Annotated in this window: 17 protein-coding genes; 8 read left to right on the top strand and 9 right to left on the bottom strand. The window is 67.0% G+C overall.

The features are described from left to right. Positions 1-24: 24 nt before the first annotated feature. From msrP to VAPA_RS05875, 4 genes are all read right to left on the bottom strand, one after another. Entirely contained in the window at positions 25-1,035 is a 1,011-nt protein-coding gene (gene msrP, locus VAPA_RS05890) for a protein-methionine-sulfoxide reductase catalytic subunit MsrP (protein WP_021005853.1), read from the bottom strand. Between the two features lie 117 nt (positions 1,036-1,152). Continuing rightward, a complete protein-coding gene (ccsB, locus tag VAPA_RS05885; protein ID WP_021005852.1) occupies positions 1,153-2,469 on the bottom strand; it encodes a c-type cytochrome biogenesis protein CcsB in 1,317 nt (438 codons plus the stop codon). Continuing rightward, on the bottom strand, positions 2,466-4,634 hold the full coding sequence (locus VAPA_RS05880; protein WP_021005851.1) for a cytochrome c biogenesis protein ResB: 2,169 nt from the start codon (positions 4,632-4,634) through the stop codon (positions 2,466-2,468). Before VAPA_RS05880 ends, ccsB begins: the two co-directional genes overlap by 4 nt. Positions 4,635-4,750: 116 nt before the next feature. Next, positions 4,751-5,416: a c-type cytochrome gene (locus VAPA_RS05875; protein ID WP_021005850.1), complete on the bottom strand. Its 666-nt coding sequence runs from the start codon at positions 5,414-5,416 to the stop codon at positions 4,751-4,753. A 70-nt stretch (positions 5,417-5,486) separates the two neighbouring features. On the opposite strand from VAPA_RS05875, the gene yihA reads away from it, so the two are divergent. Both yihA and VAPA_RS05865 read left to right on the top strand, forming a co-directional pair. Further along, complete coding sequence (gene yihA, locus VAPA_RS05870; protein ID WP_021005849.1) at positions 5,487-6,230, top strand: ribosome biogenesis GTP-binding protein YihA/YsxC; 744 nt, start codon at positions 5,487-5,489, stop codon at positions 6,228-6,230. Between the two features lie 78 nt (positions 6,231-6,308). Then, positions 6,309-7,220 (top strand): alpha/beta fold hydrolase, encoded by a 912-nt coding sequence (locus tag VAPA_RS05865; protein ID WP_021005848.1) that lies wholly within the window; start codon positions 6,309-6,311, stop codon positions 7,218-7,220. 19 nt (positions 7,221-7,239) lie between these two features. Here the strand turns inward: VAPA_RS05865 and VAPA_RS05860 are convergent, their stop codons facing one another. Next, positions 7,240-8,124: an LpxL/LpxP family acyltransferase gene (locus VAPA_RS05860; RefSeq protein ID WP_021005847.1), complete on the bottom strand. Its 885-nt coding sequence runs from the start codon at positions 8,122-8,124 to the stop codon at positions 7,240-7,242. After that, positions 8,121-9,017, bottom strand: a complete 897-nt coding sequence (locus VAPA_RS05855; RefSeq protein ID WP_021005846.1) for a lysophospholipid acyltransferase family protein — start codon at positions 9,015-9,017, stop codon at positions 8,121-8,123. The genes VAPA_RS05860 and VAPA_RS05855 overlap by 4 nt, the downstream gene beginning before the upstream one ends. Positions 9,018-9,233: 216 nt before the next feature. On the opposite strand from VAPA_RS05855, the gene metK reads away from it, so the two are divergent. From metK to VAPA_RS05825, 6 genes are all read left to right on the top strand, one after another. Beyond that, positions 9,234-10,415 (top strand): methionine adenosyltransferase, encoded by a 1,182-nt coding sequence (metK, locus tag VAPA_RS05850; RefSeq protein ID WP_021005845.1) that lies wholly within the window; start codon positions 9,234-9,236, stop codon positions 10,413-10,415. 160 nt (positions 10,416-10,575) lie between these two features. Next, positions 10,576-11,223: a helix-turn-helix domain-containing protein gene (locus tag VAPA_RS05845; protein ID WP_080666782.1), complete on the top strand. Its 648-nt coding sequence runs from the start codon at positions 10,576-10,578 to the stop codon at positions 11,221-11,223. A 101-nt stretch (positions 11,224-11,324) separates the two neighbouring features. Beyond that, positions 11,325-12,086, top strand: coding sequence for an ABC transporter substrate-binding protein (locus VAPA_RS05840; RefSeq protein WP_021005843.1), 762 nt, complete (start codon positions 11,325-11,327; stop codon positions 12,084-12,086). A gap of 37 nt (positions 12,087-12,123) precedes the next feature. Further along, positions 12,124-12,774 carry an amino acid ABC transporter permease gene (locus VAPA_RS05835; RefSeq protein WP_021005842.1) on the top strand — a complete coding sequence of 217 codons (651 nt, stop codon included), beginning with the start codon at positions 12,124-12,126 and terminating at the stop codon, positions 12,772-12,774. Next, positions 12,771-13,502, top strand: coding sequence for an amino acid ABC transporter ATP-binding protein (locus tag VAPA_RS05830; protein ID WP_021005841.1), 732 nt, complete (start codon positions 12,771-12,773; stop codon positions 13,500-13,502). The genes VAPA_RS05835 and VAPA_RS05830 overlap by 4 nt, the downstream gene beginning before the upstream one ends. A 9-nt stretch (positions 13,503-13,511) precedes the next feature. Further along, entirely contained in the window at positions 13,512-14,816 is a 1,305-nt protein-coding gene (locus VAPA_RS05825) for an NAD(P)/FAD-dependent oxidoreductase (RefSeq protein ID WP_021005840.1), read from the top strand. A gap of 3 nt (positions 14,817-14,819) precedes the next feature. Here VAPA_RS05825 and VAPA_RS05820 read toward each other — a convergent pair whose 3' ends face one another. The 3 genes from VAPA_RS05820 to VAPA_RS05810 form a co-directional block, all read right to left on the bottom strand. Beyond that, the gene (locus tag VAPA_RS05820; protein ID WP_021005839.1) at positions 14,820-16,979 is read right to left on the bottom strand and encodes a TonB-dependent receptor; all 2,160 of its coding nucleotides are present in this window, start codon (positions 16,977-16,979) and stop codon (positions 14,820-14,822) included. A 63-nt stretch (positions 16,980-17,042) separates the two neighbouring features. Further along, on the bottom strand, positions 17,043-17,225 hold the full coding sequence (locus VAPA_RS05815) for a hypothetical protein (RefSeq protein WP_021005838.1): 183 nt from the start codon (positions 17,223-17,225) through the stop codon (positions 17,043-17,045). Continuing rightward, complete coding sequence (locus VAPA_RS05810; protein ID WP_021005837.1) at positions 17,222-18,418, bottom strand: PepSY-associated TM helix domain-containing protein; 1,197 nt, start codon at positions 18,416-18,418, stop codon at positions 17,222-17,224. The genes VAPA_RS05815 and VAPA_RS05810 overlap by 4 nt, the downstream gene beginning before the upstream one ends. Positions 18,419-18,446 lie beyond the last annotated feature (28 nt).

Here is an 18,446-nt window from a genome sequence, read left to right as displayed (position 1 = left end):
CAAGGGCCGGGTGGCGGGGCTGGTTCAGTAGTTCTTCTTCAGGTCCATGCCCGCATAGAGCTGGCCGACCTGGGCTTCATAGCCGTTGAACATCAGCGTCTTGTTGCGCTTGGCGAAGAGTCCACCGCCGTCGCCGATGCGGCGCTCGGTGGCCTGGCTCCAGCGCGGATGGTCGACATTCGGATTGACGTTCGAATAGAAGCCGTATTCCTGCGCCGCCGCCTTGTTCCAGGCCGTGCCCGGCTCCTTTTCGACGAAGCGGATCTTCACGATCGACTTGGCCGACTTGAACCCGTACTTCCACGGCACCACGAGGCGCACCGGCGCACCGTTCTGGTTGGGCAGCACCTCGCCATACATGCCGAAAGCCAGCAGCGTGAGCGGATGCATGGCCTCGTCCATGCGCAGGCCTTCGGTGTAGGGCCAGTCGAGCACGCGCGAGCCCACGAACGGCATGGTCTTGGGGTCGGCCAGGGTCACGAATTCCACATACTTCGCGTTGCCCTGCGGCTCGACCTTCTTGATGAGCTCGGCCAGCGAATAGCCCACCCATGGAATGACCATCGACCAGCCTTCGACGCAGCGCAGGCGGTAGATGCGCTCTTCCTGCGCACTGAGCTTGAGCAGGTCTTCGATGCCGTACTTGCCGGGCTTCTTGACCAGGCCCTCGACCTCCACGGTCCATGGGCGGGTCTTGAGCGTGCCGGCGTTCTTGACCGGGTCGCCCTTGTCGGTGCCGAACTCGTAGAAGTTGTTGTAGCTCGTCGCGTCCTTGTAGTCGGTGAGCTTTTCCATCGTTTGCGCGCCCGGCACGACAGACTTCGCACCCGGAAGCAGCGCCAGCTTGTGCGGGCCCGTGGCCTGGGCGAAAGCTTCGCGTCCCGCAAAACTCGCCAGCGCGGCACCCGCTGCGCCGCCGGCCATCAGCTTGAGCAGATCCCGCCGGCCTTCGTAGACGGCGCGCGGCGTGATTTCGCTCGAGAGCGGATGGATGAAACCGCTGCTGCGACCCTGCGGGCGGAAATGGAACGACATGTGACGGCCTTTCGCGTGAATCGTTGTGCTCAGGGTAGTTCGTGGAATCCCCTGGTTCGGTTACGCGCAATCGCTGCGCGTGGTTTCAATTCTTCGCGAAAAGCCGGCAGCCGGCGCCTACAGGGTGCCGTAGCTGTGCAGTCCGCTCAGGAACATGTTCACGCCAAGGAACGCGAAGGTGGTCACCGCCAGGCCGCCCAGCGCCCACCAGGCCGCCACGGTGCCGCGCAGGCCCTTGACCAGCCGCATGTGCAGCCAGGCCGCGTAGTTGAGCCAGACGATCAGGGCCCAGGTTTCCTTCGGGTCCCAGCTCCAGTAGCCGCCCCAGGCGTCGGCCGCCCACAGCGCGCCGAGCACGGTGGCAATGGTGAAGAACGCGAAGCCGACCGTGATCGACTTGTACATCACGTCGTCGAGCACCTCGTTGGCGGGTAGCCGTGCGGCAATGCGCCTGCGGCCGAGCAGGATGCCCGCGGCAATCAGTGCGGAGATGCCCGCATAGATCACCCAGTAGCTGCCGCCGGCCTCCTGCACGCGCTGGCGGAAGGCCACCGGCACGAAGCACAGCGCCACGCCCAGGAGCCAGATCGGCGTGAGCTTGTACCAGCGCGTTTCCTGCGCCTGTTCCTTGATGAGATAGGCGAAGGCCACCATGGCCGCGAGCGCGAAGGTGCCGTAGCCGATGAAGTTGGCCGGCACGTGCAGCTTCATCCACCAGCTCTGCAGCGCCGGCACCAGCGGCTGGATCTCGTGCGCGTTGCGCACCAGCGTGTACCAGAGCAGGAAACCGACCGCCGCGCTCACCACCAGCATCACGAAGGCGCCGAGCGTGCGCGTGCCGTAGCGCGACTCGAAGTAAAGATAGAAAGCCGTCGTGAGCCAGCAGAACAGCACGAACACTTCGTACAGGTTGCTGACGGGAATGTGGCCGATGTCCGGCCCCAGCAGGTGGCTCTCGTACCAGCGCACCATGGTGCCGACGAGCGCCATGGCAACAGCCGCCCAGGCAAGGCGGGAACCGATCAGGTCGAAGGTGTCGCCCTGCTTGCCGCCGAAGAAACCGAACCAGTAGAACAGCGTGCTCATGAAGAACAGCACGCTCATCCAGAGAATGGCCGACTGGCTCGACAGGAAGTACTTGAGCCAGAACACCGTGTCCGCGCGCGCCAGGTCGCCCTGGTAGGAACTGATGGCCAGCAGCGAGGCCGCGGCCACCACGATGGCCAGCACCCGCAGCGGACGCCAGAACCAGCCGATGGCTGTGACCGCGATCATCGCGGCGGCGAGGATGGGCTTCTCGTAGGAGTCCATGGCGCCCGCATACCGTGCAAAGGCAAACAGGCCGCCTGCCAGCACCAGGGCCGCAAACACCCAGTCGAAAAGGTTGCGGCGCGAAAACCAGCTTTCGTGGAGCGTGAGGGTGGTGGTGTTCATGGTGACGCCGGTCCTTCTTTCTTCAAGGCAAGCAGCTTGTGCTTGAGGTGCTCGAACTCGCGATCGCTGTCGATGGTCTTGCGGTTGACCGAGAAAGCCATCGTGGCGGCCGTGGTGTTGTCTCCGGAGCCCGCGCCATCGGGTGTGAGCCACACCCAGAGCCGGCGCTCGCGCACGTACAGCATGGCAAAAATCCCGACGATCAGCAACAGGCAGCCCAGATAGACCACGTTCTTGCCGGGCGCGCGCGCCACCTGGAACACGCTGGCCTGCACCTGGGTGAAGTCGGTCATCATCATGGCGACCGGCGCCGGATAGAAGTACGCGTCGCTGATGGCCAGCACCGCCTGCGTCAGGAAAGCCTGCGACTTATCGTCGCTCGGCAATGCCGCGAGCCCCGCACCCTCGCGGCTCAGGTTGAGCACCTCGAACAGCACGTCGTTCAGGATGCGCACCAGCACCGCGCCGGCACGTTCGCGCTCGGCCTGGGGCACGTTGGCTTCCATGAACTCGGCAATCGCCTGCCAGCCGCCCATGGTGGTGGCGTCGGCCTTGGCGCGCTCGCTGCCGGCAAACAATGCCAGTGCGCGCGCCGCCGAAACACGCAACTGCTCGGCCATTTCGGGCCGCTTCGGATCGACCGCCTTGGCGATGTAGCGCTCGACCGCCCGGTTGCGGGTATCGGCATCGGCCAGCGCAGTGCGCATGCGCACGAAGCTGTCCATGGAGCCCTGTTCGTCGGCCGGCACGCGCAGGTAGCGGAACGGCTCCTCGGGCTTCTCGCGCATGCCGAGCAGGAACACCGGCTGGCCGTCGCCGGTATCGACCGGCACCATGTAGTTCTGGTATTCACGCGCCTGCCCCGCCGCATCGCGCAGCTTGTAGCCGATGCTCGGGCCGATGTTGCGCAGCACCTTCGGCTTGCTGGTCTTGTTGGCGGCACCCAGGCGCGATTCGATGTCGTGGCGCAGGTCGACCTTGCGCACGTCGGCGCCGCTGCCCATGGCGCCGCCGTCGGCAAAGTTCTCGACGTTGATCACGCGCAGCGCGGCGTATTCGAGCGTGAGCTTTTCGCGGCCGTTGGTAATTTCGGTGCTCGGCCCGCCGATGACGCCCTCGACCTCGAAGGGCTTGGCCGCGGCCGCCATCGGCACCGCCTTGAGCTTCACCTTGGAGCCGCCGTCGTCGAAGCTCGACTGGTAGATTTCCACGCCCTTGTAGCTGGCCGGATGGTTGACCTCGATGCGCGCGGGCACCTGGGCGCCGGTCTCGCGGTCGTGCAGCACCACTTCGCTTGCAAACAGCTTGGGCATGCCGGTCGAGTAGTAGTCGACGATGAACTTCTTGAGCTCGATCGAGAACGGCAGCTCCTGCAGCAGCACGCCGTCGGACTGCTGCAGGATGGCCACGCTGCCCTGCGAGCCCTCGGGCACCAGGATGTTGCCGCGGAAGGTCGGGTTGCGCGGCGACAGCCGGTGCTGCGGCGGCACGTCGGCAATCATGCCGCCGCCGGTGAACACGCTCTTGCCGTTGAACCAGGTCTGGGCCCGCACCACCAGGTCGCCGTCGAGCAGGCCGCCGATGCACACCAGCACGATTGCGCTGTGGGCGGCGATGTAGCCCAGCTTGTGGGCACCGCCCGCGCGCGCGGCCACCATCCAGCCGGCATCGGCATGGCCGCCCGCGGCTTCGCGTTGCTGAAGCTTGACCTTCCATCCGCCGCTCACCAGCAGCTGGCCGATGCGGTTGGCCGCCGCGGCGGGCGCCTCGTCGAGCCGGGTTTCGGCGCGCTGGCCGAAGGCCTTGAGGCTCTGCGCGCGGATGCCTTCCTTGAAGGTCTTCAGGTCGATGAAGATGCGCGGCGTGTTGCGCGCAATGCAGAGCGTCGTGCTGATCACCAGGAACAGCAGGATCAGCAGGAACCACCAGGCGCTGTAGACCGAATCGAGCTTGGCCGCACGGAACAGCTCGGCCCAGAACGGGCCGAACTGGTTGATGTAGTTGTTGATCGACTCGTGCTGCTTGAGCACGGTGCCGATGATCGATGCAATGCAGATGACGGTGAGCAGCGCAATCGCGAACCGCATCGACGAAAACAGTTCCACCGCAGCGCGGAGCACTTGCGGGCCGCGATGGACGCGAAGGCCGTGGGTGGAGACAGACATCGGTTGGTGGGAAAAAAGGAACAGGGAAAAAGCAAAGGGCGGGCCATCCAGCTGGATCGGCCCGCCCTCTGTTTGGGTTTTTTGTCGGCGGTTAGTTCACGCTGAAGCGCGTGGTATCAGCGCAGGCCGGCGATGTAGTCTGCAACAGCCTTGATTTCCCGGTCGTTGAGCTTTGCGGCCACGCCGGTCATGGGCGCGCTGTTCTGGCGCACGTTGTCCCGGAAGGCAACAAGCTGTGCCACCGTGTAGTCGGCGTGCTGGCCGCCCAGGCGCGGGTACTGCGCGGGCATGCCGGCGCCGTTGGGGCTGTGGCAGCCGGCGCAGGCCGGGATCTGGCGATCGCCAATGCCGCCGCGGTAGATCTTCTCGCCCAGCGCGACCAGGTCCTTCTCCTTGGCGAAGCCGGTCTTGACCTTCTTCGAGCCCACGAACCAGGCAATGTTGCGCATGTCCTCGTCGGACAGCTTGGCCGCCATGGGCTGCATGATCGGGCTCTTGCGCTTGCCGGACTTGAAGTCCTGCAGCTGCTTGAGGATGTACTCGGGGTGTTGCTGCGCCAGCTTGGGGTTGGCCGCGATGGCCGAGTTGCCGTCTGCGTTGTGGCAGGAAGCACAGGCCTGGGCAGCGGAATTGAACACCGCGTCACCCTTGGCGGGATCGGGCTTGGCCGGCTTGGCCGCGGCTGGTGCAGCCGGTGCGGCGGCAGGATCATCAGCCGCAAGGCTCGCGCTGGCTGCGACGCCCATGAGGGCTGCAAGCAGAAAATTGGCAAACAACTTCATATCGGGGGCTCGATTTATTGGCGCAAAACCCCGCGATTCTACAATGGCAGCCCGTTCCGAAAGCTCATTGATGACTACCCCGTCGCGCAAGCACGCTGCTCCCCCTTCCCGCGCGACCCCTGCCGTGGACCCTCTTGTCGCCGAGCGCGAGCGCACGGCGCTCGGCTGGCTGCACACGGCGCACTTCCTGACCAGCGCCCCGCAGCTCGAGCATTTGCCGGCGCTGGAGCTGCCCGAGATCGCCTTCGTCGGCCGCTCGAACGCGGGCAAGTCGACCGCGATCAACACGCTCACGCAGCAGACGCGCCTGGCCTTCGCCTCCAAGACGCCCGGCCGCACGCAGCACATCAACCTGTTCGGCGTCGGCAAGCAGAAGGCCGACGACACCGTGCTGGCCGACCTGCCCGGCTACGGCTATGCCGCCGTTCCCAGGGAAGCCAAGCTGCGCTGGCAGCGCGTCATGGGCAACTACCTGATGACGCGCGAAAACCTGCGCGGCGTGGTGCTGATGTGCGACCCGCGCCACGGCCTGACCGAGCTCGACGAGATCCTGCTCGACGTGATCCGTCCGCGCGTGGAGCAGGGGCTCAAGTTCCTCGTGCTCCTGACCAAGGCCGACAAGCTCACGCGCAGCGAGGGCGCCAAGGTGCTGTCCATTACGCGACTGCAGGCCGGCGGCGGCGAGGTCAAACTGTTCTCCGCCCTCAAGAAGCAGGGCGTGGGCGAAGCCGCCGAGCTGCTGTGGCGCTGGGCGCATCCGCCCGGGCAGGCAGAGGCAGAAGCCGAGCAGCCCGTGGAGCCGGAAGACGCCTAGGGAAACCCAGCTCGCTGCCGTCCCATGCGCGTGATCCACTATCAAAACAATAGCAACGGAAGTTGAAGGAGACAAAGCATGATCGAGACGTTCCAGCGCAGCCTGCCCAACGGAATCACGCTGAGCTGCCGCGCTACCGGCACGCCCGGGCGCCCGTTGATGGTGTTCCTTCATGGTTTTCCCGAGGCCGCGTTCATCTGGGACGAACTGCTCGAATACTTTGCCGAGCCCGCACACGGCGGCTGGCGCTGCATTGCGCCCAATCTGCGCGGCTTCGAGAAATCGAGCGCCCCCACCGAGGTGGCCGCATACAAGGCCCACCTGCTGATCCAGGACATCCAGCAGCTCGTGGCCACCGAAAGCACCGACGGCACCATGGCCGCACTGGTGGCGCACGACTGGGGCGGGGCTTTTGCCTGGGGCTATGCCAATGCCTTTCCGCAGCAGGTCGGCCGCTTGGTCATCATCAATTCGCCGCACCCAGGCACCTTCACGCGCGAACTGCGCCACAACCCCGCGCAGCAGCAAGCCAGCGCCTACATGAACTTTCTCGCGCGGCCCGATGCCGAAGCCCTGCTCTCGGCCGACGACTTCAAGCGCATGTGGCCCTTCTTCACCCTGATGAAGGCCGGCCCCGACGGCTTCGGCTGGCTCACCGAAGACGTGAAGCAGCAGTACCGCGAGGTATGGAATGCGGGCCTCACGGGCGCCTGCAATCTCTATCGCGTCACGCCGATGAAGCCGCCGCTGCCGGGCCAGACCATCGACGGCATTCCGGTGCTGCCGCGCGAGCGGCTCACCATCGACGTGCCGACCTTCGTCTTCTGGGCGCTCGACGATGCCGCGCTGCTGCCGGGCCTGCTCGAAGGCCTGGAGGACTACGTGCCGAAGCTCGAGGTCAGGAAGGTGCCCGGTGCCACCCACTGGATCGTGCACGAACAGCCGCAGCTGGTCGCGCGCGAGATCGAGGCGTTCCTGCAGCGGAACTGAAGACGCCGCAGGGCCGCCATCAATAGATGGGCGGTGCGCCTTCGGGCCGTGTCTTGAAGCGGCGATGCACCCAGTAGTACTGGGAAGGCATGGTGTCGATGTAGCCCTGCAGCCGCTGGTTCATGAGCGCCGTGTCGGCTTCGACGTCGTCGGTCGGAAAGTTCTGCCAGGCCGGCCGCACTTCGATCTCGTAGCCTCCAGGCGTGAGCTTCGCGACCACCGGCACCACCTTCGCCTTGCCCAGCCGCGCGAAGCGCGAGAGCGACGGCACCGTGGCCGCCTGCACGCCGTAGAACGGCACGAAGATCGTCTGGTCGCGGCCGAAGTCCATGTCCGGCAACAGGTACAGGAGGCCGCCCTTGCGCAAGCCTCCGAGCACCGGCTTGATGCCGTCCACGCGATTGAGCGCCGCCACGTTGCCGAAGCGCGTGCGGCCTTCGCGAATCCACTCGTCGACCATCGGATCGCGCTGGGTCGTGTAGATGGTGGCCGAGGGCCGCGCGGTGTGCATGGTCAGCGCGGTGGCTGCCGCATCGAGGCCGTAGAAATGCGGCGCGAACAGGATCATCGGCTCGTCGCCATCGGCGATCTCGCGAATCTCCCGGGCCGCGCCGACCACCTTGAGCCGGCTGGCCACCACCTTTTCAGGTGCATGCCAGAGCCAGCTGCGATCGAGCCACGACTGCGCCACGTACACGAAGGTCTCGCGCGCGATGCGGCGGCGTTCCGCTTCGGATTTCTCGGGAAAGCACACCGCCAGATTGGTATCGACCACGCGCCGCCGCGGCAAGGCGATGGTGTGCAGCACGCGGCCGAGCAATGCGCCAAAGCCGCGCACCAGCGGCAGGGGCAGCGGCGCGATCACGCGCATGAAGGCGATGCCGAGCCGGGAACCGAGACTCATCGTGCCTGCTCCCCGGACCGGGCGGCCACCGCAGTTTCGCCGCGCGGCTCCTTGAAGCGCGCGTAGTCCCACACGTACTGTCCCGGCAGGCTGTGGATCAGGCGCCCGATGCCGTCGTTCATGGCGGCAGCCGCGGCCTCGATGGGCGCGGCCGGATCAGTGAGCGGCGTGCCCACAATCGGCTCGAAACGGATCACGTAGCCCGCACCGCGCGGCAGCCTTTCGCACACGCTCAGGAAGCAGGCTGCACCGGTCTGCTGCGCGAGGCGCGGCAGCAGCGTCATGGTGTAGGCCGGCCGGCCAAGGAAGGGCGCCCATACGCCCTGCCCCAGCGGCGGCACCTGATCGGGCAGGATGCCGGTGTAGCCGCCACTGCGCAGCGTGCGGATGAGGCCGCGCACGCCGGTGTTGTTGGTGGGCAGCGTCTGCAGGCCGGGCCGGTCGCGCGAGCCGGCGGCAATCAGCTCGGCCATCCATTTCTTGCGCGCGGGACGGAACAGCGCCGTGATCGGCCCGAAGGTCTCCAGAAAGCGCTCGCCGATCGCCTGGCCGCACATTTCCCAGCTGCCCAGGTGCGGGGCCACCAGGATCACACCCTTCTTCGCCTGCATGGCGGCCTCGAAGGCCTCCACGCCTTCCCAGCGCACCACGCGCCGCAGCACGCTCTCGCCCTGGGGACGCAGCCACAGCCACGGCAGCTCGGCGGCCATCTGGCCGGCGGCGGCGATGGCGGGGCGGTACTGTTCGGGGGTGAATCCGGCACTTTCGGCATTGGCCTTGAAGCGGCGGCGGTAGTCCGGCGCGCAGCACCAGACGATCCAGCCAAGCAACGCGCCGAGCCGATGCATCAATGGCATCGGCACGCGGGCGAGCAGGCGAAACAGGGTGATCATCAAAGGGAAGGGGTCAAAAAACGGACGCGCGCGCATGGTATTGCGCGGCTCGAATAGAATGTAAATTGTCGCCGAGTTACGGAACAACTTGCAGGGCGACAAACACAAGCGCAAAAGCGATTGTGCCCCGCCGATTCGTCGGCATCTGCTAAAGCGTTCGCCAGGGCTCCGCAGAGTTGGCAACGCGCCAAATCACTTCAAGGAGCTTTGAACAAAATGGCGAACGACTTCCTCTTCACTTCCGAATCCGTTTCCGAAGGCCACCCCGACAAGGTCGCGGACCAGATCTCGGACGCCATCCTGGACGCGATCTTCGAGCAGGACCCGCGCAGCCGCGTGGCCGCCGAGACACTGACCAACACCGGCCTCGTGGTGCTCGCCGGCGAAATCACGACCAACGCGCACGTCGACTACATCCAGGTCGCGCGCGACACCATCAAGCGCATCGGCTACGACAACACCGACTACGGCATCGACTACAAGGGCTGCGCCGTGATGGTCTGCTACGACAAGCAGTCCAACGACATCGCCCAGGGCGTGGACCACGCCAGCGACGACCACCTGAACACCGGCGCCGGCGACCAGGGCCTGATGTTCGGCTACGCCTGCGACGAGACGCCCGAGCTGATGCCCGCGCCCATCTACTACGCGCACCGCCTCGTCGAGCGCCAGGCCCAGCTGCGCAAGGACGGCCGCCTGCCCTTCCTGCGCCCCGACGCCAAGAGCCAGGTCACGATGCGCTACGTGGACGGCAAGCCCCACAGCATCGACACCGTGGTGCTCTCCACGCAGCACAGCCCCGACCAGAGCGAAACGCCGACCAAGATGAAGGCCTCGTTCAACGAAGCCATCATCGAGGAGATCATCAAGCCCGTGCTGCCGAAGGAATGGCTCAAGGACACGCGCTACCTGATCAACCCGACCGGCCGCTTCGTCATCGGCGGACCGCAGGGCGACTGCGGCCTCACGGGCCGCAAGATCATCGTCGACACCTATGGCGGCGCCTGCCCGCACGGCGGCGGCGCGTTCTCCGGCAAGGATCCGTCGAAGGTCGACCGCTCGGCCGCCTACGCCGCGCGCTACGTGGCCAAGAACATCGTCGCTGCCGGCCTGGCGCGCCAGTGCCAGATCCAGGTAGCCTACGCCATCGGCGTGGCCCAGCCGATGAACATCACGGTCTACACCGAAGGCACCGGCGTGATCCCCGACGACAAGATCGCGGAGCTCGTGCGCGAGTTCTTCGACCTGCGTCCCAAGGGCATCATCCAGATGCTCGACCTGCTGCGCCCGATCTACCAGAAGACCGCCGCCTACGGCCACTTCGGCCGCGAGGAGCCCGAGTTCACCTGGGAAGCGACCACGCAAGCGGCTGCGCTGCGCGCCGCGGCCGGCCTGTAATCCCCGGGGGGCTTTCTGCCCTCCTCCCACGCAAATGCCGGCCTCGAGCCGGCATTTGCGCTTCTGGCATGCCGCTTGCGAATTTGCTGGAGATTTGCTGGCGGCGCGCGGCGTTGTGTGTAAAACTTGAGCGTCTTGTGAAAATTTTACAAAGGCCCTGGTGTCGCAATTGCCGGTTCGTCCGTCCCCCGCCCCCATTCCGGCCCCCGATGCCGGCCGGGCGCAGCGCATCCACTCGGTCATCGACCTCTGGCTCGGGGAGCAACTGCGCAGAAGGCGCCAGGCCCTCGGACGCTCGCTGCAGCAGGTGGCGCAGGCCTGCGGCATTTCGGTCAGCCTGCTGAGCCAGCTCGAACGCGGGCACCGCTCGATCTCCATGCGCACGCTCGGCGCGCTGGCGCAGGAACTGCAACTGCCCATCGAGACCCTGGTGCGCAACACCCAGTACAGCGAGGGCGAGGCCGAAGGCGCGGTGGCGCGCGCCGGCACGCACAAGCGCATCGACCTCGGCGACAAGGGCATCCACAAGGAAAACCTCACGCCGCCCGCCGCCGCGGGTGGCGTCGAGATGTACCGGGCGGTGATCGATCCGGGCGGCTCCACGGGCGACGACCTGTTCTTCACGCGCAAGGGCGAACAGGTCGGCTACGTCATCGAGGGGCAGCTCGAACTCTTCGTGCGCGAGCGCCTGCTCAAGCTGAAGGCCGGCGACAGTTTTTGCTACGACGGGGGCATGCCGCGCCGCTGGCGCAATCCCGGAACCACACCCACCACCGTCCTTTGGGCGATCACATGTTCACCCGGATAGGCCCCGTCCCGACAGCGGGGCTGTCCGACTGAAGCAAGCATCCAGGGCAAGCCATCCGGCTGCCGCATGGCATTCGGTCTTTTTTTGAAGAGGAACCCACCATGAAAATCGCTTCTTCCCTCGCGGCCTTCCTGCTGGCCGCGCTGACCCTCGCATTCGGCGGCCAGGCCTCGGCCCAGACCGTGCTCAAGGTCGGGTCCACGCCCACGGGCAACCCCTTCACCTTTCTCGACACCAAGACCAACACCATCGACGGCATCATGGCGGACATCGTCAAGGCCGTCGGCAAGACCTCGGGCTTCGAGGTGCAGATCGAGCCGATGCAGTTCTCGGCGCTGATCGGCTCGCTCACGTCCAAGCGCATCGACCTGATCTCGGCCGCGATGTTCATCACGCCGGTGCGCCAGGAGGTGGTGGACTTCTCGCAGCCGATCTACAGCTACGGCGAAGGCATCGTGGTGCCCGTGAAGGACACCACCGCCTACCGGACCTTCGCCGAGTTCAAGGGCAAGCGCATGGGCGTGCAGGTGGGCACGGCCTTCGTCGAGCCGCTGCAGAAGCTCGGCATCTTCAGCGAGGTCAAGCTCTACGACACCACCGCCGACCTGATGCGCGACGCCAATGCCGGGCGCATCGACGCGGGTGTGCTCGACTACCCCATCGCCGCCTACGCGATCTCCAAGAACGTGTTCCCGAACCTGCGCATGGTCACGACCTACCAGCCCACCATGGTCAACAGCATCGGCATCGCCACGCGCAAGGGCGACACCGAGACCATGGCCAAGGTGAACGCGGCACTCACCAAGCTCAAGGCCGACGGCAGCATCGACGCAATCCTCAAGAAGTGGGGTCTCAACAGCTGAGCGGCACTTTCTGCCTGCCCACTGACCGACCCTGCTCATGAGCACCTTCCTGCACAACGTCTGGGAGTTCCTGCCGATCCTGCTCCAGGGCGCCAAGCTCACGGTGCTGGTGACGCTGGGCTCGCTGGTGATCTCCACGCTGCTCGGCCTGGTCTGGGCCGCGATGCGGGTCTCGGGCATTCCGCTGCTCGCGAAGATCAGCGCGGGCGTGATCAACCTGCTGCGCGGCATCCCGATCATCGTGCTGCTGTTCTTCATCTACTTCGTGATGCCCGACTTCGGCATCTCGCTGACGGCGCTGCAGGCGGGCATCCTGGGCCTGGGCATCGCCTACTCGGCCTACCAGTCGGAGAACTTCCGCGCCGGCATCGAAGCGGTGGACCACGGCCAGGTGGAGGCGGCACAGGCCATGGGCATGAGCTGGCGGCTCACGATGCGGCGCGTGGTGCTGCCGCAGGCCTTCCGCATCACACTGCCCTCCTACGGCAACATCATGATCATGATGCTCAAGGACTCGTCGCAGGCCTCGACCATCACCGTGGCCGAGCTCGCGCTGCAGGGCAAGCTGATCGCCACCTCCACCTTCCAGAACGCCACCGTGTTCTCGCTGGTGGCACTGCTCTACCTCATCATGTGCGTGCCGCTCATCCTGCTGGTGCGCCACTTCGAGAAGCGGGGCAAGAAATGATCGAGATCCGCGGCCTGCAGAAATCCTTCGGCAGCCACCATGTGCTCAAGGGCATCGACGCCTCGATCGTGCAGGGCGAGGTGGTTTGCATCGTCGGGCCTTCGGGTTCGGGCAAGTCGACCATCCTGCGCTGCATCAACGGGCTCGAAAGCTATTCGGGCGGCAGCATCGACATCGATGGCCGGCGCGTGGACAGGCAGCACGCGTCGATCAAGGCCATCCGTGCCGAGGTGGCGATGGTGTTCCAGCGCTTCAACCTGTTCCCGCACCGCACGGTGCTCGAGAACGTGATCGAGGGGCCTGTCTACGTGAAGGGCGAAGACCGCGCCGCCGCCATCGTGCATGCCCGCGAGCTGCTCGCGAGCGTCGGCCTGGCCGACAAGGCCGCGGCGCATCCGCCCGAACTGTCGGGCGGGCAGCAGCAGCGCGTGGCCATTGCGCGCGCGCTGGCCATGCGGCCCAGGGCCATCCTGTTCGACGAGCCCACCTCGGCGCTCGACCCCGAGCTCGTCGGCGACGTGCTGCAGGTGATGCGCAAGCTCGCCGGCACCGGCATGACGATGGTGGTGGTCACGCACGAGATGCAGTTCGCACGCGAGGTGGCCGACCGCGTGGTCTTCATCGACGGCGGCGTGATCGTCGAACAGGGCCCTGCCGCCGAGCTGCTCAACAACCCGCAGAACCCGCGCACGCAGGACTTCCTGCGCCGCGTGCTCCATCCGCTCTGAAGGGCTTTCATGCCGAACCCGTCGCAGGAATTCTTTCCGCTCGCCCCGTCGCTCTGGGCCGCCACCGCGGCGCCCGCGCCGGCGACCACGCCGCTGGGCACCGACGCGCAGGCCGACGTGATCGTCATCGGTGCCGGCTACTGCGGCCTCAGCACGGCGCTGCACCTGGCCGAGCGCGGCGTGCGCGTGGTGGTGCTCGAAGCGAAGGAGATCGGCTTCGGCGGCTCGGGCCGCAACGGAGGCCAGGTCATCCCGGGCCTCAAGCACGATCCGAGCGAACTGCTGCGCATGTTCGGCCCCGAAGAAGGCCAGCGCCTGGTCGACTTTGCCAAGGGCACGGCCGATGCGGTGTTCGACCTGATCGACAAGCATGGCATGGACGTGCCCCGCACGCGTCAGGGCTGGATCCAGGGCGCGCACACGCCGACCGCCTTGCAGCTGGCCGAGCGCCGCACGCACGACTGGCAAGCACAGGGCGTGGCCGCGCGCCAGCTCGACCGCCACGAGACCGCGCGCCTGCTCGGCACCGACAAGTACTTCGGCGGCTGGCTCGATCCGCGCGGCGGCGGCGTGCAGCCGCTGAGCTACGCGCGCGAACTGGCGCGCGTGGCGCAGGCGGCCGGCGTGGTCATTCACACCGGCACGCCCGTGACGCAGCTCACCCAGGCCAACGGCAAATGGCAGGCCGCCACCGCGCGCGGCCCGCGCGTGACGGCCGAGCGCGTGGTGATGTGCACCAACGGCTACACCGATGGCCTGTGGCCCGGCCTGCGCAAGACCATCATCAACGCGAACTCGTTCCAGGTCGCGACCGAGCCGCTGCCCGAGGCGGCACGCAAGACCGTGCTGCCCGAAGGCCACGTCTCTTCCGATGCGCGCAACCTGCTGCTGTACTACCGCCTGGACCACGCCGGCCGCTTGCTGATGGGCGGACGCGGCACCTTCCGCGAGCCCGACGCCGGCCAGCCGGGCGACTGGTCGCACCTGGAGCACGTGGTCGCCAAGCTGTTCCCGCAGGCGGCGGGCGTGCCCATTGCCTACCGCTGGTGCGGCCATGTCGCGATCACGCGCGACTACCTGCCGCACCTGCACGAGCCCGCACCGGGCCTGCTGATCGACATCGGCTGCCAGGGCCGCGGGGTCGGCCTGCAGACGCGCATGGGCCAGGCGCTGGCGCAGTACGTCGCCACGGGGGACAAGAAGGCGCTGCCGGTGCAGCCATCGGACATGCGTCCGTTCCCGCTCTATGGCCTGCGCCGCCTCTATGTGTCGGCCGTGATCGGCTGGTACCGCATGACGGACGGCGGCGTCTGAGCCTCAGAAGCGGTAGGCGCCGCTCAGGCCCACCGTCCAGTTGCGGCCCGGCGCGGGCTCGTAGTAGCGCGCGTTGCCCTCGTTGACGATCAGCGAGCCCACGTAGCGGCGGTCGAACAGGTTGTCGACGCGCGCAAAGGCGTTGAACTCCCAGCGTTCCCATTTCTTCAGGTAGCCGGCGTACAGCGCCGCGACGGCATAGCCCGGCGCGCTGGCGGTGTTGACGTCGTTGGCCTGCATGCGTCCGAGCGCACGCATCTCGACGCCGGCCCGCCAGCCTTCGGGCGGCACCCAGCCCAGCGACGCAAAGAGCGACTGCCGCGCAATGCCCGGAATGCGGTTGCCCGCCGCCACCGTGTTGGATGCCGCGCAGGGCGACGGCGAGCAGAAGGCATCGCGGTAGCGCGCGTCAAGCCAGGTGTAGGCAAGCTGGGTGCGCCAGTGGCTGGCCGTCTCGTGCTGCCAGGCCAGTTCGAAGCCGTTGCGCCGCGTGCGGCCCGCGTTCTGGAAAGTGGCGCGGCCGCCGCTGTTGGTGTCGGTCACGATCTCGTCGCGCGTGCGGGTCTGGAACAGCGCCGCCGTCAGCAAGCCTGCGCCCAGCCGCGCCTTCGCGCCCAGCTCGACGCTGTCGTTGACGGAGGGCCGCAGCGCGAAGTTGAGCCCGCTGGCACCGCCCGCGCGGTAGGAAAGCTCGTTGAGCGTGGGTGTCTCGAAGCCACGGCCGATCGAGCCATACAGTGCGAGATCGGGCGTCGCCTGGTAGCGCAGCGAAGCCACGGGCAGCGTCTTGCTGTAGCGCGCGCTGCCGCTGTCATCGCGGTTGGCGCCCACGATGTAGCGGTCCTGCGAATCGAAGTGCACGCTGCTTCGGCGCACGCCGGCCTCGAGCGTCCATTGCTCCGCGAGGCGCCAGGTGGCCTGGGCGTAGGGATCGAGGTTCCAGACCTCGTTGCGCTCGCTGCGCCGCAGGCGGCCTTGCACGCCCAGCACGGGCGAGGCCACGCGGCCGAGGTAGTTCTCGTAGCCGCGGCGCTGTTCGCGCAGGCTGTCGTAGCCCAGGCCCGCCACCAGTTCGAGCGGCCGGTCGGCCAGTTGCAGCGCGGCGGTCCAGCGCAGATCGACCCCGCCGTACTGGCGCTTGAGGTCGATCACGCCGCCCGCATGCAGCGGGTTCTGCTGCGCCGAAGGCGGGATCGACTGGTACTGCACGGTCTTGCGCTCGCCGCCATAGACCATGAGCCGCAGCGACTGCGCGGCGCTGACTCGGCGCTCGTACAGCAGGCCCGCCTGGGTCTGCTCCACCGTCTTGCGGGTGTCGAACTGCGTGGCGAGCGGCGCGCTGCGCGGCGCCAGCGCGTACTGGTCGGCCGTGAGGCCCAGCGGATCCTGCGCGCTGACGCGCACGCTGTTGAGCACCAGCGTGAGCTTGTCGCCGTTGTCCAGCGCGATGCCGAGCTTGCCGTTCGCAATGTCGCGCCGTGCCGCACTGTGCTCGCGCCAGCCGTCGGTCTGGAAGCGGCTGGCATTCAGCAGGTAGTCGACCGCGCCCTGCGACCCGCTGGCCTGGAGCGACTGGCGCCAGGTGCCGAAGCTCCCTCCGGCCGCCGAGTACGCAAGCCGCGGCGCCCCCTCGCCCGATGCGGTGAAAGCCTGCAGCACGCCGCCGGAGGAGTTGCCGTACAGCGCGGAGAACGGACCGCGCAATATCTCGATGCGATCGAGCGAGCCGATGTCGATGTTGGAGGTCTGGCCCTGGCCGTCTGGCAGCGTGGCGGGAATGCCGTCGACATACAGCCGCACGCCGCGCACGCCAAAGGTGGAACGCGCGCCAAAGCCGCGAATCGACAGCTGCAGGTCTTGCGCGTAGTTCATGCGGTTCTGCACCTGCAGGCCCGGAACGCCGCCCAGGCCTTCGGAAAGATTGACCTGCAGCCGGCTGTCGCGCATCTCGGCGCCATCGACGCGATCGACCGAGCCGGGCACGTTGAACGGAGCGACCTCGCCGCGCGGTGTGGAGACAGTGACTTGGGGAAGACTGCCGCGGTCGGGCTGCGACTGCACTTCCTGCTGCTGCGCCTGGGCGGCAAGCGGGGCTCCCAGCAGGAGCAGGCGAACAACAGTGGCGGTTGCGGTTGTGGCGACGGCGAGAGATGCAGGCTTCATTGCGCCGATTCTGCTTCGGCGCACGCCCTTGCCCGTACTAGCAGGAACCCGATCGGGCCGGATTCAGCTTCTTCTGCGCCAGCCGTACCAGCCGGATACGGCAACGGGAACACCCAGCGCGAACCAGGCCAGCATGTCCCCCAGGCCGCCGTCGCTGAACAGCGCCGAGATCAGCCCGAAGGTGGTCAGCACGCCGAGCACGATCGGCCAGCCCCACATGTGCCAGAAGCTGTGGCGCTGCTTCATGCCTGCACCTTCATGGCAGGCGCCGGATCAGGCTGCTGCCCGCCATGCTGCGGCCTGTGCCCGGGGCCTGCCGCCACCGGTGCGGCCGGGGCAGGCACGGTGTTGCCGCGCTTGAGCCACAGGTACAGCCCGCTGCCCAGCACGATGATGGTCGCGATGTCGAGCAGCGCCCAGATGATCTGCATCGGCATGCCGGCGTAGTCGCCGAAGTGCAGCGGCTGCGACACCAGCAGCGCCGTCAGGTACCAGGGCATCTTCGGCGCCGCGGTCACCTGGGCCGTCTTGGCGTCGACCAGCACCGGCTGCAGCAGCTTCGAGGTGAAGGGTTCGTTGCCGCGCATGAAGAAGGTGGTGTGGTGCGGGCTCGAGAACGCCGTGCCGGGGAACGCGACGAAGGACAGCTTCATGTCGGGCGTCTGCTGGAGCGCGACCTCCATCGAGCGCTGCACCGATGCGCGCTGGGCCACGGGCACTGTCGGCTCGTTCTTGTAGGGCGCGAGAAGCGCGCTGAGCTGGTCGTACTGCCAGTACTTGATGACCAGGTCGGCCCAGGTGTTGATCATGCCGGTGGAGCCCACCACGAACAGCCAGACCAGCGTGACGATGCCCAGCAGGTTGTGCAGGTCGAGCCACTTCAGGCGCGGGCGCTTCTCGCGCCGCACGGTGCCGAAGTCGAGCTTGCGCATGAACGGCGCATAGAGCACCACGCCGGAGACGATGGCCACCAGCAGCAGCAAGCCCATGAAACCCAGGAACAGCTTGCCCGCGAGGCCGGCGAACAGGTCGACGTGCAGCTTGAACATCACGTACATGAAGCCTTCGTCGAGCTTGGGCTGCGCAAGCACGGCGCCGGTGCGCGCGTCCACCGCCACCGACTTGAAGTCGTCCGTGGGTGCAGGCGTTGGCGTGAGCGTGACGAACCACAGGCCGTCGTCGTCCTCCGGCTGCGAAACGAACTGCACCACGCGGTCGGGGTGCTTCGCACGCGCCGTTTCGAGCACGCGGTCCAGGCTCACGCGCGGCGTATGCGCGGGCATCTTGGGCGATTCGACCTCGGTGCCCAGCAGGTGACCGATCTCGTGATGGAAGATCAGCGGCAAACCCGTGATGCACAACAGCAGCATGAACACGGTGCACACGAGGCTGCTCCACTTGTGCACCCAGGCCCAGGTCTTGATCTTTCGGCTGTTCATGTCGTTGCTGCTCTCATCGAAAGGGAAA

It is taken from the genome of Variovorax paradoxus B4, assembly GCF_000463015.1.
Lineage (GTDB): Bacteria > Pseudomonadota > Gammaproteobacteria > Burkholderiales > Burkholderiaceae_C > Variovorax > Variovorax paradoxus_E.
This window is presented reverse-complemented; position numbering and strand designations above follow the sequence as displayed.

What these genes read in the sequence shown, in the direction of transcription:
- msrP (WP_021005853.1), bottom strand. Translation starts at nt 1,035, where the DNA reads ATGTCGTTCCATTTCCGCCCGCAGGGTCGCAGCAGCGGTTTCATCCAT.
- ccsB (WP_021005852.1), bottom strand. Translation starts at nt 2,469, where the DNA reads ATGAACACCACCACCCTCACGCTCCACGAAAGCTGGTTTTCGCGCCGC.
- VAPA_RS05880 (WP_021005851.1), bottom strand. Translation starts at nt 4,634, where the DNA reads ATGTCTGTCTCCACCCACGGCCTTCGCGTCCATCGCGGCCCGCAAGTG.
- VAPA_RS05875 (WP_021005850.1), bottom strand. Translation starts at nt 5,416, where the DNA reads ATGAAGTTGTTTGCCAATTTTCTGCTTGCAGCCCTCATGGGCGTCGCA.
- yihA (WP_021005849.1), top strand. Translation starts at nt 5,487, where the DNA reads ATGACTACCCCGTCGCGCAAGCACGCTGCTCCCCCTTCCCGCGCGACC.
- VAPA_RS05865 (WP_021005848.1), top strand. Translation starts at nt 6,309, where the DNA reads ATGATCGAGACGTTCCAGCGCAGCCTGCCCAACGGAATCACGCTGAGC.
- VAPA_RS05860 (WP_021005847.1), bottom strand. Translation starts at nt 8,124, where the DNA reads ATGAGTCTCGGTTCCCGGCTCGGCATCGCCTTCATGCGCGTGATCGCG.
- VAPA_RS05855 (WP_021005846.1), bottom strand. Translation starts at nt 9,017, where the DNA reads ATGATCACCCTGTTTCGCCTGCTCGCCCGCGTGCCGATGCCATTGATG.
- metK (WP_021005845.1), top strand. Translation starts at nt 9,234, where the DNA reads ATGGCGAACGACTTCCTCTTCACTTCCGAATCCGTTTCCGAAGGCCAC.
- VAPA_RS05840 (WP_021005843.1), top strand. Translation starts at nt 11,325, where the DNA reads ATGAAAATCGCTTCTTCCCTCGCGGCCTTCCTGCTGGCCGCGCTGACC.
- VAPA_RS05835 (WP_021005842.1), top strand. Translation starts at nt 12,124, where the DNA reads ATGAGCACCTTCCTGCACAACGTCTGGGAGTTCCTGCCGATCCTGCTC.
- VAPA_RS05830 (WP_021005841.1), top strand. Translation starts at nt 12,771, where the DNA reads ATGATCGAGATCCGCGGCCTGCAGAAATCCTTCGGCAGCCACCATGTG.
- VAPA_RS05825 (WP_021005840.1), top strand. Translation starts at nt 13,512, where the DNA reads ATGCCGAACCCGTCGCAGGAATTCTTTCCGCTCGCCCCGTCGCTCTGG.
- VAPA_RS05820 (WP_021005839.1), bottom strand. Translation starts at nt 16,979, where the DNA reads ATGAAGCCTGCATCTCTCGCCGTCGCCACAACCGCAACCGCCACTGTT.
- VAPA_RS05815 (WP_021005838.1), bottom strand. Translation starts at nt 17,225, where the DNA reads ATGAAGCAGCGCCACAGCTTCTGGCACATGTGGGGCTGGCCGATCGTG.
- VAPA_RS05810 (WP_021005837.1), bottom strand. Translation starts at nt 18,418, where the DNA reads ATGAACAGCCGAAAGATCAAGACCTGGGCCTGGGTGCACAAGTGGAGC.